General features: G+C 64.1%; 12 protein-coding genes. 5 read left to right on the plus strand and 7 right to left on the minus strand.

Going from position 1 to position 14,307, the window contains the following annotated elements:
- Positions 1-8: 8 nt before the first annotated feature.
- Together F9B98_RS06750 and F9B98_RS06755 are read right to left on the minus strand one after the other, a co-directional pair.
- Positions 9-380: a hypothetical protein gene (locus F9B98_RS06750; RefSeq protein WP_150954654.1), complete on the minus strand. Its 372-nt coding sequence runs from the start codon at positions 378-380 to the stop codon at positions 9-11.
- A gap of 255 nt (positions 381-635) precedes the next feature.
- Positions 636-1,043, minus strand: coding sequence for a hypothetical protein (locus F9B98_RS06755; RefSeq protein WP_150954657.1), 408 nt, complete (start codon positions 1,041-1,043; stop codon positions 636-638).
- A gap of 97 nt (positions 1,044-1,140) precedes the next feature.
- Between F9B98_RS06755 and F9B98_RS06760 the strand changes: the two genes are divergently transcribed.
- The 4 genes from F9B98_RS06760 (at position 1,141) to F9B98_RS16275 (ending at position 7,112) form a co-directional block, all read left to right on the plus strand.
- Positions 1,141-1,881, plus strand: coding sequence for a TnsA-like heteromeric transposase endonuclease subunit (locus F9B98_RS06760; RefSeq protein ID WP_191966702.1), 741 nt, complete (start codon positions 1,141-1,143; stop codon positions 1,879-1,881).
- Between the two features lie 19 nt (positions 1,882-1,900).
- The gene (locus tag F9B98_RS06765) at positions 1,901-3,904 is read left to right on the plus strand and encodes a Mu transposase C-terminal domain-containing protein (protein WP_150954663.1); all 2,004 of its coding nucleotides are present in this window, start codon (positions 1,901-1,903) and stop codon (positions 3,902-3,904) included.
- 18 nt (positions 3,905-3,922) lie between these two features.
- On the plus strand, positions 3,923-4,999 hold the full coding sequence (locus F9B98_RS06770) for a TniB family NTP-binding protein (protein WP_150954667.1): 1,077 nt from the start codon (positions 3,923-3,925) through the stop codon (positions 4,997-4,999).
- 925 nt (positions 5,000-5,924) lie between these two features.
- Entirely contained in the window at positions 5,925-7,112 is a 1,188-nt protein-coding gene (locus tag F9B98_RS16275; protein ID WP_225310286.1) for a zinc-ribbon domain-containing protein, read from the plus strand.
- Between the two features lie 43 nt (positions 7,113-7,155).
- On the opposite strand, the gene F9B98_RS06780 is transcribed toward F9B98_RS16275, so the two are convergent.
- The 4 genes from F9B98_RS06780 to F9B98_RS06795 all read right to left on the minus strand — a co-directional run bounded on the left by F9B98_RS06780 (position 7,156) and on the right by F9B98_RS06795 (position 11,906).
- Entirely contained in the window at positions 7,156-8,268 is a 1,113-nt protein-coding gene (locus tag F9B98_RS06780) for a hypothetical protein (RefSeq protein WP_150954671.1), read from the minus strand.
- 330 nt (positions 8,269-8,598) lie between these two features.
- Positions 8,599-10,473, minus strand: a complete 1,875-nt coding sequence (locus F9B98_RS06785) for a hypothetical protein (RefSeq protein ID WP_150954674.1) — start codon at positions 10,471-10,473, stop codon at positions 8,599-8,601.
- A gap of 210 nt (positions 10,474-10,683) precedes the next feature.
- A complete protein-coding gene (locus tag F9B98_RS06790; protein WP_150954677.1) occupies positions 10,684-11,214 on the minus strand; it encodes a hypothetical protein in 531 nt (176 codons plus the stop codon).
- Positions 11,211-11,906, minus strand: a complete 696-nt coding sequence (locus tag F9B98_RS06795) for a DUF3800 domain-containing protein (RefSeq protein ID WP_150954680.1) — start codon at positions 11,904-11,906, stop codon at positions 11,211-11,213. Before F9B98_RS06795 ends, F9B98_RS06790 begins: the two co-directional genes overlap by 4 nt.
- A gap of 471 nt (positions 11,907-12,377) precedes the next feature.
- Between F9B98_RS06795 and F9B98_RS06800 the strand changes: the two genes are divergently transcribed.
- On the plus strand, positions 12,378-12,689 hold the full coding sequence (locus tag F9B98_RS06800) for a hypothetical protein (protein ID WP_150954684.1): 312 nt from the start codon (positions 12,378-12,380) through the stop codon (positions 12,687-12,689).
- Positions 12,690-12,722: 33 nt separating this feature from the next.
- On the opposite strand, the gene F9B98_RS06805 is transcribed toward F9B98_RS06800, so the two are convergent.
- Entirely contained in the window at positions 12,723-14,165 is a 1,443-nt protein-coding gene (locus F9B98_RS06805) for an MFS transporter (RefSeq protein ID WP_150954687.1), read from the minus strand.
- Positions 14,166-14,307: the final 142 nt, after the last annotated feature.

Raw genomic sequence — 14,307 nt, forward strand, 5'->3', positions numbered from 1 at the left:
GATAGCTTTCATGATCTCCAAGCCCAGGCGTCGTGGCGGGCCTCCCGCAGGACGACCTCGAGATTGCCCGCCCAGAGTTTGTTCACATGACGTCGACCATCAACTTCGGCATTCAGCCACTGGGCCCACGTCCACGGGTCGCCGAGTCCCGTCTGCAGGATGAGAAGCACCTGCTCCAACCCGGGGAGGAGCTGTCGGTCTCGAATCTGGAAAGAGGGATGGAGCTCGATGCCGTCACGCGTTGTCAGCCGGAGCGCCCGCATCTCCTGGGTCGCCCTGACGAGCCCCGGGACGGTCAGCCCAAGTTCGTCCGCGCAGCTCTTGGAGGTGTAGCAAGGGCCGACGATGCTCGCCCACGGAGATACCTCGCTGTCTCTCACGTTCCTTCCCTTCGTTCATGCTCTCGACGGTGACGACACTAGTCATGCGGACCATAGTCCGCACTGACAGAGAATGCTAGGGATCGCCGGGAGTGATCCAGCGAAATAGCGTGCGCCTCATGAACAGGCGAGCAAGTTCTTCGGCGCGACCGCCACCGTCAAACGGTGGCCGGTCCGCTATGGAACGAAGGCGGTGACTGCCTCCTGGCGGCAACCGCTAAGTCCTGTTAATACCTGACCTACGGGCCTGGTCGATCATTGAGCTCGGTCCTGCCGACGCCGCATGTCCGCCTCAACGGCACGCACGTACTTTGCGGCGGGCCCTCTGAGGATCCAGTAGTCCATCTGGTGGCCAATGATCTGTCGGAGTCGGCTGAAGTCCTCGAACTGCATGACCACGGCGCCCGACAACACCTTCTGTAGCCGGTTGTACTCAACGTTTAGTGCCTTGGCCAGATCCGAGATTTTCGTTGACCGCGGCGGCTTTAGGTACAGCTCTGTCACCCCGTACGCGATTTGGTGCTGGAGCTTGGAAGCATCCAGCTGAGCGAGCCGACGCTGATCGTACGTCGCGTCGGGCGTGACCCACTCCGGTTCGAGCCGGCGACCAAAGTCGCGTGGCACCGCAAGGAACTGTCGAGGTACATAGCGCGGGTTCGACACCGGAAAAGCGTAGCCAAAAGCGCGGAAGGTAGCCAAAAGCGCGGAAAATCGCTGCGCTGACGGGTCGACGTGCCGATCTGCGCGCATGGGAGGGGGCATGGGCAACGCAAGAGGAATCAGGAAGTCCCGACCGACTGGTTGGGACCGCATCGAGTGGCTAGACGCCGCCGAGAAAAAGCACGCCATCCGAGCGGACACGCCGGCGGCGGCGCTCGAGGTGGCGCCGGGCTCGCGTACCCGCAACCCCGGCAAGTGGGTGGGCCAAGCGACGTACCAGGGCCACTATTGGTGCGCTGGCGCGGGGCACCTCGTCTTTCACGAATCCATGGCCGAGTACGCGAGCATCATGCTCATCGACCACCTCTACGACATCGTCAAGGTGGCCGCGCAGCCCATGCTGATGACCTTCGCCAACGGGCGCTTCGCTTACCCGGACTACTTCGTGGAAGAAGCGGACGGTCGTCGTCACCTGGTCGACATCCACCCGAAGTTCATCACCAAGCCGGGCGACGCGGAACGTTTCGCGCTCACCGCCGAGCTCTGCGAGAAGCTCGGTTGGCGGTACACCTTCATCGACCAGCTGAGCGACGTCGTCCGGCTCAACGTCGAACTCATCGGCCGCTATCGCCATCCGCGCTACGCGCCGGACCAAGAGCTCCGTCGGCACATCCGCGCGGCGGCACGCAGAGCGCCTGAAATGGGTCCTCTCCGGCACGCCCTCGCCACCGACAAGTCGGGCGAGCTCATGCCTGCCCTCTACCACCTCATGTGGCGACGGGAAGTCCTGTTCGACCTCACCGTCCCCGTCACCGACCGCACGCTCGTGCGCGTCGCCTAACCCACGGAAAGGCATCACCATGCGACCGCCTCGCACCGTCACGCTCGGCCAGCACATCGAGCTCGACAACGAACCCTTCACCGTCGTCGGCTACGGCAACGGCTCCTTCCGCGTGCGCAATGACATCACCTGTGATTACGAAGTCGTGCACCACATCGACCTCAGCCGGCGGCTCCCGCCGGGTGTGACTCTCGAGACCGAGGCGACTCCGAAAACCCCCGTCGCCGTGAACGAGGTCGAGAAGCGCCTCAGCGAGGACGCGCGAACCCTCATTCCGCACCTGCAGGAACTCCTCGACGGAACCCCCGCCATCGGCGAGACCCTCCGTCCCCAGTACGCGCTGCACATCCCGAAGACCCAGCGCTTCGACGCCAAGGTGAAGGAACTATCGGACGACCACGGCATCGAGATACCCGCCGTCACACTCCGACGAAAGCTCAAGCGGTTCTCCGAGGAAGGCGTCACCGGTCTCATCGACCAGCGCGTCGGGCGCACCGAAGGACCCCTCTCGCGCACCAACAAGGATGTCAAGGCGGCGATGGCAGAGATTCTGCACAGCTACCGCGGACGCTCTACCGTCACCTACACCGCCATCCGCGCTGAGCTCGCTGTGATGCTTATGGACCGCTTCCCCGACCCGGCCGAGCGGCCGAAGACGCCCTCCCTCTCCACTGTGGAACGACTCACGAAGTTCATGTCCGGCAACCAGGACCCGACCACGCTCGCGAAGACGAGGCAGACGGCAGCGCTGTCTCCCACCACCCAACACCGGTCCAGATTGGTGTTCGCCCCCGGCGACGAGGCGCAGATGGACGCGACGGAACTCGACCTGCTCGTGCGCATGCCGAGCGGCAAGGTCGACCGTCCGCACCTCACCATCCTCGTCGACAAGAGGACCCGAAGCATCATCGGGCACAACCTCACCGAGTCGAACCCGACCGGTCTCGACCACGTCGGTCTGCTCGCACGCACCATCGTCCCGCGGAAGCTCCGCCCGTGGCACAGCGACTACGCCGCGTATGACCTTCCCCAGATGAAGTGGTCCACGCACCTCACCCCGGAACAGCTGGCCCTGTTCGACTCCTTCCGGCCATACATCTTCCCCATCCGCATCCTCATCGACAACGGCTCGGACTTCAGGTCGAAGTCCTTCAAGGCTGCCTGTGACCGCCATGGCATCTCACTCACGGAGGCGCCGGTGCACGCGCCCGCGGCGAAGGCCCACGTCGAGCGCACCTTCACCACCATCAAGACGAAGTTCGTTCAGCACCTCCCCGGATTCACCGGCGGCGACGTGCTTCGTCGTGGCGACAAAGTCCACGAAGAGAACCTGCTGGAACTGTCCGAGGTGGCGGAACTCTTCGACCGATGGGTGTCTGTCGTCTACCAGAACCGCGAGCACTCTGAACTCGTCGACGAGTACCGCCCCGGGCACTACCACTCTCCGAACTCGATGTACGCCGCCGCCGTCGAGCTCAGCGGGCACTTCGTCGTCGCCTTCGAGGAGGAGGACTACATGGCCATGCTGCCCACCGATGAGCGCACCGTTCAGGCCGATGGTGTCGAGTTCAACGGGCGCATGTACGACAGTCCTCACCTCGGTCCCCTCCGCGACCGCAAGCGCACGACGGGGAGCAGCCGGCAGGTGAAGGTGTCGTACGACCCGGCTGACCAGGAGCGCGTGTGGGTCCGCTCTCCCATCGACGGCGACTGGGTCGAATGCGTCTGGACCGGCAAACGCGGCCGAACCCGCCCCTTCGAGAAGTCGCTGCAGTTCGCCGCTCACCACGAGAGCCTCACGGCCACCACGTTCGACAACCACGCTGCCGATGTCGCCGTCGTGCAGTGGCGCAACGAGCTGACAGCCGCGGCGCGGGAACGCAAGCAGGCGGCGAAGGGGCGGACCAAGAAATCTGCGGAGGTCGCCAGGGCTGCGACCGAGGACACCATCGCCCGAGTCCTCACGGCGAGCGAGGACGCCGCGAACGACTTCATGAACTACATCGCCGTCGAATCGGCCTGAAAGCCAAAAAGGAACCTCATGACTACCGAAACCCTCGCCGACCCCACGCTCGGCCACTTCGACCACAGGGAGGTCCTGTCCCACCTGCTGGAAACCGACACGTCATCGTCCCCCGAGGAAGTATCCCTCGCGACATACAAGAACTGGAAGCCGGGCAGGCGCCACGCGTTCGACGAGCGACGAAGTGAACGCATCGCCAACTCCTTCGTCATCCAAACGCCCTCACTTCGGCAGCTCAGTCGCGAGTATCGGCGGGCGTCACTGTTCGCCAACCGCCCTATTGGGCGCACCGGTATCCTCCTGAGCGGACCCGCAGCGTCTGGAAAGACAACCGCTGCTTTCCGGACCATGGTGGATGCGCTCCGCCGCCACGCCGCCCGACACCCCAACTGGCAGTCCCTCGGACACACGCCCGTCGTCTACGTCGAGATACCTCCCGGATGCAATGCAAAGAACCTCATGGGTAGGTTCATGACGTTCTTCGGGCTGCCCGTACCTCCTCGCATGACCGCCGAGGAACGGACACACGCCGTCACCGAGCTGCTCATCCGTTCCCGCACGTCGCTCGTCGTCTTCGACGAGATGCAGAACCTCGCCCGGGTCGGCCAGGGACAGTTCGAATCGGCGCAGGCCATCAAGAACCTGATGAACAGCGTTCGAGCAGTGCCGCTGTACGTGGGTATCGACCTCGAGAACACGGCCCTCGTCAACAACGAGCTGGGAGCCCAGTTCGCCGCCCGCTGTTCGATGGTCCGTCTCAACAAAATGGACATCTCCACCCCCGCCGGCCGACGGCTGTGGGGAGGGGTCATCGTCGAGTTCGAACGGCAGCTTGGCCTGTTCGCTCACCCGCCGGAGACGCTGCTGCCTGAAGCCGCATACCTCTGGGAACAGACCCGCGGGTCGCTCGGCGCACTCACGCGCTTGCTGGCGTTCGCCGCCCTCGAGCTCATCCACCAGGGCGAACCCGACAGGGAGGTCATCACTCGAAGCCAGCTGGAAGAGCTGCAGATGGATTACAACACGGAGCGTGAGCGCGCCCAAGCGGCAGACCGCCTCATCGCGCGCAAGGGCGAGGATGAAGATGCAAACTGAGTTCCGCCCTCTACCGTTCAGGGTGCGGCCCGCCCCCATGGAGACTGTGGCGAGTTTCGCGCGTCGACTGCAACGTGCGAATGCCATCGACACGCTCACGTGGCGCACCTGGCTTCTCCGGACGCTCGGACACCGAGCCCCGTCTGATGAACGTCTCGGACCCTTTCTCGAGTCCGTCGCGGGTCTACGAACAGGGCACTTCGCACACGAGGCCGCGCTGCTGCCGCACCATCTCGACGGAGCCACGTGCGAAAACTGCGTGACTGGTCTCTCCGAGCGCTTCGCATGCACCCGGTGCACGCACGGGGAGGCTGTCCCCCAGACCGAGCATGACGGCCCTCGAACATGTCGAAAGCACAACCGGTGGCTCGGCCCGGGAACCGCAGCTGAGGGCCAGTATGCGGCAAGTCCGGCCGCGATGCGGGCCGACAGGACTTACGCCAGGCTGAGGCACAAGGGCGACCTCGACGCCCACCGCCTCGCCGAACTCATGGAATCCGTGGACATGTGGGCGGAAACCGAGGTGCAAGGCGGTCTCAGCTCCGCAGAACGCTTCGTGGTCGCCGTCGATCTCGGCGCGCGTGTCACCTCGCCTGCCGTGCTCGCCAGCTTGATAGCCGGGAATTCCACACCCTCGACGCGCTACCAGGCCCTCTCCGCGGCCGTGGCGACAGTGGTCGGAGGGCGCAGCTGCACCGTTTTGGTCGACGCGCTGTGGATGACGCTCAGGGCTGTCGGTCACCCGGATGCGTCCGGACCCCACGCTTTCGCGGCTGTGGGCGGCCTTGTGTTCGCAGCACCCAACGACCTTCAGGATCTTCGCACGTGTGCCTATCCGCGAGCCCGGCATCTGCATCTCACCCAATACGTCTCCTCCACCGTGGCGGGTACTCGACACGCGCAACGGACGAAAGCGTGCAATTACATGTGCCCCCTCGGGCACGACTATGACAATGTCCCAAGCCGCCTTCGACGGGTTAAAGGAAACGGCTGCCCGTATTGTGGGGGCCAAAAAGCATTGGCCGGATTCAATTCGATAACAGACCTCTACCCAGACGTGGCGGCCGAATGGCACCCGTCTAAGAACGGGTTGCTTCGACCGACAGACCTCCGCCCAGGATCCGACGAAATGATCTTCTGGTTGTGCAAGAAGAGGGGGCATACTTTTGAAGCCATGCCCAAAGACCGGTGCTTAAACGGTGTCAACTGCGGCTACTGCCGGAACCTCCTAGTCGACGCTTCGACGAATTCCCTAGCTGCAACGGAACCGGCTTTCATCGCCGAATGGGACGAAGAAGGGAATGGGGAACTTACGCCGTGGCACGTTACTGCAGGGTCGGACAGGAAAGTGCGATGGATTTGTGCTGAGCATGGCTCGTACGAAGAGAAGCTTTACGTGAGAGTGAAGCTCAACAGGGGGTGTCCGTACTGTCGCGGCAAGAAGGTCCACCCGACAACCAGTCTCGCCGCCACCGATCCCGTGCTCGCGTCGCGGTGGCATCCGACCAAGAACGGATTGCTGACGCCGAGCGACGTGTTCGCGAAGTCTCGTGATAAAGCGTGGTGGACGTGCCCGCGACATGGGCTCCACGTGTATGAAGCTTGCATTTACGCTCAGCGGGGCCTGAAGGGCTGCCCGTTCTGCGCCGGCAAAGCTGTGAATGCAAGTAATTCGATGCGGACTACACATCCCCACCTGGCTGCTGAGTTCCACCCGACGATGAATGGAGCAAGGACACCGGACAATACAACCGCAGGAGCGAGCAAACTCTGGTGGCTGTGTGAGCTAGGGCATCACTGGGAAGCTCAGGGTGCCCAACGTTCTACGCGAGGGACCGGGTGCCCCTATTGCAGTAACAGGCTGGTGTGGGTCGGATTCAACGACATGGCCACCACGCATCCGCACCTGGTCAACGAATGGGATTTCGAACGGAATCACCCCCTGCTTCTGGAGGAGGTCGTGGCCGGGACGAACAAGCGGATCCACTGGAAGTGCCGGTGTGGGTACCGGTGGAGGGCAGCAGGTGGGGACCGGGTCACCGGCCATGGATGCAACGAGTGCAACTTGCGACGACGTCGGCAGGAGGCATCCCGACCGTCTGAGAAGGATTGAGAGCTGAAGGGCCGGCTTAGGGCCATGCATAAGGACCCCGGGACTAGAGGGCTTGGGCCCGGAAACGCCAAGACGCCGTAATTCTCGACACTGCGGCGAAATCTCGGGCTTGGGCGGCCTCGCCAAGCGGTTCAAACGCATCCGCGATCTCACGGTCAGTCATCGAAGAGAACAAGCTTGCGTAGGCGCTTCGAGTCGTCTCGCCGTCCGTCTCCACCATCATTGCGATCAAATCACCGCGGAGCGCGGTGGCTTTCAGTCGCTCCGCAGCGCGCACCGCTGCCGCGAAGGGCTCGGCCGCAGCCCACGCCGCTTGATGATCAACATAGCCGCGGTTGATGTCCAGGTGCGGTGGTAGATCCGGAAGATCAATACGGCCGGCGATGAGAATGGGCAAGGCGATGCGTCGCACCCACTCCTCGAGGTCACGTGCCTCCCACATGAGCGTACGGAGCTCCCCCGTGTGCGGACGGCGTACGGCGACCTGTGGCCAGACGGAAACGCCGGATGTCGTTCCTCGGGGAACCGACACGAGAACAGAACCGATCTCACCAAACCCGCGGGAGGCATCCTGTTCGACGTCTCGCGGTCTTGTGTCCAGAAGTACCTTTCCGACGCCGACGGTGGCAATTGCTGGTGCTTGATGCTTCGCGGCGTTGGTGAAAGCGACCAGCCTTCGTAGAGGATGTAAATCCGGATCCTTCCGGTGCCACGGTTGTAGTCTGTCGAGCCGTTTGTGAAGATCCGCGCCGGCGACGAACATCCCGTGGCTCTTTCGGTGCTTGTGACGCGTCCACGCAGCGAAGGCGTCCGGCGAGGAGGTCGACGGCATCTCGATGGCCCTACTCTCGTCCGGGGTGAGATCCCGCGGCAGGCGCTCCGTCACCTCTGCCGTCAATGAATGCTCAAGAACGTTCCGTAGCTGATTCAGCGCGTCGGCAAATAGTCGCGCCACCGACTGCGGCAGCGGGGCGACGTTTGTGAGAACGACTTCCTCGGTGCTCTCGGTCCATCGGGATTGGAGAGTTAGTGGCCCAGGTGCATCTAGATAAACCTCGAGAGTGCGGGCCATGCGGTCGATGGTGGCATCGACGTGGGCCAGCGTGTACAGCACATGTTGTTGATGATCAGGTAGCCATGGCACGAGCGCGGACACGCCAAGAGCCTATGCCGCGCCGCTTTTCGGTCCGCTGGCCGCCCTCCAGAGAATCTGGGTGCCGCCGACTGAGCTGAGAACGGTAGCACGCGACCATCTCTGGCTCAGCCCGGCCTAGGGTCGGGATTCTGTCGCGACGGTTGTAGTCAATTGAACAGCCATGGCCCTACTCCCGTCTGGGGGCACACCATTGTGCGCCGCGTCTGTGGAGAACGTAAGCCTTACGGGCTCGATGTGTTCCACGCTGTGTGCGAGTTTCGACATCCGTGGGCGGCTACTCCTGAGGCGCCACGCCGATGCCCCTGCCGCCGCCGTGCGCCGCGACCCCGTTCATCTAGACGACTTATCCGTGCCGCGGGGGTTCTCGGTTCCCAGTCTCTTGAGGATTGACATCCCAGCTCCGCGCGTCTCTTCCACCTCGCGCCGGCGGTTTTCATGCTGTGCCAGTACTGCCGCGATGGTCGTATCGCTTGCGAACGCCTGTAGTGCGAGGTTGATGGCGTCATCGGTCATCGCTCTGGAGAAGTTGCGGACGCTATGCAACGCTGCTGCGCCTACGGGGTTCCCATGTACGACGGCGTTCCGCACGCGACGATGGCGGGCACGCACGACCTCCATTTCGCCTCGGATAGCGGCGAGGTGGAGGCGCTCTGCGTCCACGGAGGTGATGATTGTGAACCCCTGACGCAAGCCGGCAGCGGCGGCTGGCGGGCACGCGAAGTCCTCAAGATGTCGCCGGTTCTCCCATAGTCGGGTCAAGTCGACGATCCTCGTGCCGAGTTCACTGATGTCGGAGAAGCGGTCGTAAATCGTGTCAACCAACTCATGACGATTGTCCATGTCGTCTACCTGCAACGGCGCGAGCAGGAGCTCGAGTTCGAGCTGCCCGGCGTGCCGCTCGATCTCCAGCTCGGTGAGTGCATCCGTCAGTTCCAATGAATTCATCTGCGCCAGCGAGGCAATCTGCTCAATCGCATGATCTTCAAGCGCGGTTGCCACGCGCGGTGTAACAGGGCGGGCGCTGAAGGAACGCACATCTCGATGGTCCGTGAGCCGTGCCTCGCGGGCCGCGGCCAGAGCTTCGACCAGAAAATCCGGCATTTCTCTAGAAGACATAGCGCCGTCAAGCTCCTCCGAGAGGTGCTGGAGGATTTCGCTGCTCACCCGTACGCCATAGTGATCCTCCCCGGCGGGCCTCTGGTCGTACTCCGCGATGAGCGAGCCGGAACGCAAGTCTCCGTCCACGAGCGTCGACGACCCATGAGTGTCTATCCAACTGACGCCGCCGGCGTTCGCCACGATGTTGAGGACAGCCTCGATCTGTCGCTCGGCCTGCTGTGCCGCACCCAGGCTGCTGCGGCGCCCAAGGTCTGCCCTTGCAAGAACGAACTGATGGTGGGCGCGTCCTTGCGCGAACAGCTTTTCCTCACGAAGCCACATCGAACTCCTGAGGAGGCCACGCAACTCGTCACGCTCCGGGAACTCCTCGCCGTCATTACTGACCGCGTTGTGCACCGCCCAGTCAGCAGCGAGGAACGTTAGCCGTCCGACGCTCACCCGAAGGTCAACCTGGGCACGCCGGTATAGCTTCCAAACGACCACGTGACCGACTGGGGCCTTCGCCGCGAGGCGCGCTCGCGCCGCGGACACCTTCTCTTCGGCTGACATGCTCACCGGGGACTCGTCGCACGACCACCGGTCCCTTCCAGAAGTGAGGAGGGAAGCCGTTTCTGAGAGGACGCTCCAATCGGAGGTCACTGCGGCGACCGTACCGGCGAGGACTTCGGCGCGCTGAACGAGACTGCTTAGAGTCGTCGCTCTCAGCTGCGCCAGCTCGCAAACGTCGTCGAAGGCGCGCCGCGACATGTCCGGCTGGGCCCATCGCGCCGAGAACTCTTCGGCAGCAGCAACGATGTCTTCCCGCGCGCGCGAAGAGGCGAGGAGCGGAAGGAGGTCCCTAACGGCGCCGGTGACCTGAGGGCCAAGATGCGTCGCAGAGTGGTGAACGTCCATGTCGAGGGAGTCGAGGTTGCGCCTATTCGACCAGGAAGACGCGCGTGCATCCCGCGCCCATGAGTGGAGCTCAGCGACCGCGTCGCCCAGAGTGTACGCGCGGGGTCGCGCCCTGCGGCTGACCGCGTTCACGGCCGCGGCTGCGGATTCGATCCACTCGTGGGGACCGAGCTCGTCGGAGTGCGCCGTCATCCCCCGACGATAGGGGCTCATCGCTATCCAGCAGCCCGTCCAACGTCCGTGCGGAGACACGGGAGGCGGTGGTCAGACGAGGCGGTCCCAAGTCGGTAGTTGCGTCACACCGCCGGCGTACGACACGCCGCTCCTGGCAAACACGCAGTTTCCATGAGTAGAATCACGGATAGCTCATCTACCAGCGGTAGAAGGAGTTACGAGGCCGTCCTAACGGGCGGCCTTTGCCTTTCCTTGCTGCGCCCAATACTGCTCGTAGGCGTTGCGGCGACGACGGCGCTGGTGCTCACGGTCGACGGGGAACGCGGTCCACAGGAGCACGTAGTCGGGACGGTCTTCGACCACAACCAGGTACGAGAAGTCACTCAGGCAGATGTGAAACCTAGTGCGGCCGCCGCGGCCTTCGACCCACCAGACGATGCGCTCGGACCGTGGACTCGGATACGTGGCCGAGAACTCATCAAGGATGAGACGCGGCCACGAGACGCATGCGCATCGGTCGGTCGAAACTTCCCGTTCCTCTTCGACCTCGCCCTCGGTGATGATGTGCCAAAAAGTGTGGCAGTGGCCGTCCACCAGAGGCTGCTGCTTGATCGCGAAGCGCTTGCCCTCAATGGGCCAAGACGGTTTCTCGGCAAGGAAGTCCGCGGTGTAACGGCCGTAGATATGAGCGTAGTATTTCGGCCAGTCGCCGCCGAAGTCATTCAGGCTCGGTCCCGGCGGGGGCCAAGGGTCGTTCATCCGCGACCTTGCCAATGGAACAGATTGAACTTCTCCTCGCGGAGCAAGGTGGACCGGAGCAGGTCGTATCCGGATCTCTCGCGAACCCTGTTCGCGAGAGCCAGCTTGGCCGGGCTCGCGTCGAGTCCCCTGTTGACATATGACACCGCCCCCAGCAGCAAATCTGCTAACTGCAGCTGCACGACATCGTGAGACTGCACGATTTGGACCCGCTGGACGATTCGGTGGTCGAAGTCATAGCGACTATTGGCGAGGACATCATGAAGCTTCCTGGCCTTCGTGCCTCCGCGCGTGTCCTTTTTGTCGAGGTAGATGCGGTAGCCGCTGCCCGGGGACAAGAGCCGAGTGAGCAGCTGGTACATCATCTTGTAGTACCAGTCATCGTGAGATTGCCCGTACTTCTCGTGGTTGAGTTGCGACTTCGTAGCAACCACTGCGCGGAACTTCAGGTCATCGTCGTCGAAGAAGTAGTCGACAAGATCCCTGTAGTACTCGAACTTCGCCGGAGAGACGTTCGTCCACTTGAGTTCGAACGCCGTCGGCAGATGGTGTCGCTCTCGTATCTCCCTCAACCGGAGCGAGGTCTCCCGGCTCTTCTCGACGGCGCACGTGACAGCGCCGAGGACCATCACGGGCTGACCATCGTTGGGCAGGTGGCCGCTCTCGTCGCAGTAGATGTTGACCAAGTTCATTCTCGCCCCCGACACATGAGTTTACGTGGCGGTCGGCGACATTCCCGTCGCCGCGGAGGTCTTCTGGCGCGATCAAGGTGGTCGGTGACGGCACGCCGTTCAGACGCATCGCTATTGACGGGGGAAAGGGGGCGACCGCGCGACTACCGCGTCGGACGCGCGCGTCGACGTTGTGCCTGCTTGGGAGCCAGTCTCGCTCGACCTCTGCTGTGGTGAGGTTTCTGACCGCGCGCGTGATCACACCTGATGACGCTGCTCGGTGGGAACCGGGTTTGCGACCACCGCGCCAGTGCTGGGTCAACTAGGTCAGATTTAGATCAGCTTGTGGGCGGTCTCATAACTGAGGCCTCCAGGCGGCGGAACTTCCGTCATCGTCGGATGTCGCACCGACGACCCTCCACGCCGACGCAAGAAACGCTGAAGATTGGCGCATGTCCCCCAAATGGGGGACATGCGCGGTATACCTTTCAGATGGCCCCGTCGTCAGGCACTCCGCTAGCCCCCCTAGCTGACGACGGGGCCACACCGCGTCTCACCGCCGTTCGACGGCCGACGCGCGGACCCCACGACCGCCTCCTGGGCTGGCTCAGCGCGGGGCTCGGCGTCGCGATCAGCACGATCCTCGTGACCCACTGGTGGAGGGTCGAGGGATGGGCCGACGAGGCGCAGGTGGTCGACCCGCCGCTCCCGCCGTTCCTCGAGATCGTGGCCCTCGTCGGCCCCGGGACGGTCCTCGTCATCGGGGGCCTTCTCACCGCTCTGCGGCACGACGCCCGCAGGTGACGGCCGGGGTCGCCCGACCGCTTCCGGCCCGACTCACTCCGGCAGCGAAGCCCGCTCCCGCGTCGGCTCGGTACGCTTCGGAATGAGCAGGGCCAGCACCAGCGCCACCGCCGCGGCCCCGATCCCCATCAGGAACGACACCTGGAACGCCTGCGAGGTCGGCACCCGCGTCTCGCCCGCGACGGTCGACAGCGTCGCGAGCACGACGCCGACGATCGCCGCGGCGGTGCTCGTGCCGAGCGAGCGCGCGAGGGCGTTGAGGCCGTTCGAGGCGCCCGTCTCGCTCGGCGGGACCGCGCGCATGATGAGCATGGGCATGGCGGCGTAGCCGAAACCGATGCCGAAGCCGATGAGGATGTTCGCCACGACGAAGTGCCAGACCTCGGTGGAGAACAGCAGGCTGAAGCCGTACGCGAGGATCAGCGAGATCGATCCGGCCACCAGCAGCACGCGCGGCCCGATGGTGCGGGCGAGGGTTCCCGAAATGGGCGAGAGCACCATCATCACCAGCCCCGACGGCATGACGACGAGGCTGGCGGCAAGCAACGACAGGCCGAGTCCGACACCGGTGGCGACGGGCAGCTCGAGCATCTGCGGATAGGCGACGTTCGAGGTGAACAGCGCGAACCCCATGGCCACGGATGCCAGGTTGGTCAGCAGCACAGGGCGGCGCGCCGCAACGCGCAGGTCGAGCAGGGGGCTGTCGATGCGCAGTTCGTACCAGCCCCACAGGAGCAGGATCAGGATGCCGCCGACCGCCAGCCCCAGGGTGAGCGGGGAGGTCCATCCCCAGGTGTTGCCGCGCGAGACGGCCAGGAGCACCCCGATCAGACCGAGCGCGAGGCCGGCGGCGCCGAGGTAGTCGAAGCGGCCGGCGGTGCGCAGCACGCTGACGGGGACGATCCAGAGGATGAGCGCGAACACGACCGCGCCCAGGCCCGCAGCGATCCAGAACAGCCAGTGCCAGTCGCTGTTCTCAGCCACCAGCGCGCTGATCGGAAGGCCCAGGGCGCCGCCCACGCCGAGCGTGGCGCTCATGAGGGCGATGGCGCTGTCGACGCGGTTCTCGTGCAGCACGTCGCGCATGATCGAGATGCCGAGCGGCACCACCCCGACGATCGCGCCCTGCAGCGCGCGCCCCACGATCATGCCCACGATCCCCGTCGAAAGCGCGGCGACGACCGAGCCGAGGATCATGACGAACAGCAGCACCAGAACGATGCGGCGCTTGCCGTACATGTCGCCCAGTCGCCCGGCGATCGGGGTGATGACCGCCGCGGCCAGCAGCGTCGAGGTCACAACCCAGGCGGTGTCGTCGCGCGAGGCGTTCAGCAGTTGTGGCAGCTGCGACTGGATCGGCACCACGAGGGTGAACATGAACGACGAGCACAAGCCCGCGAGGGCCAGAATGGCGACGACCAGACCCTGAGGGCTGTTCCGGGACAATCTCTTACGCGCATTTTCATCCCGTGACATCGCTGTCCAGGCTACGCCTCCGCTGTGAGCCCGCGGGTCGGCGAGGCGTGTGATCATCGCCGATGCGCCGGCATCCGCCCAATCCGTTACTCCGCGTGACAGCCCGTTACCGGTCGTAACACGTCGAATTCGCATCGCGGAT

The organism is Microbacterium testaceum StLB037 (assembly GCF_008763945.1).
GTDB lineage: Bacteria > Actinomycetota > Actinomycetes > Actinomycetales > Microbacteriaceae > Microbacterium > Microbacterium testaceum_G.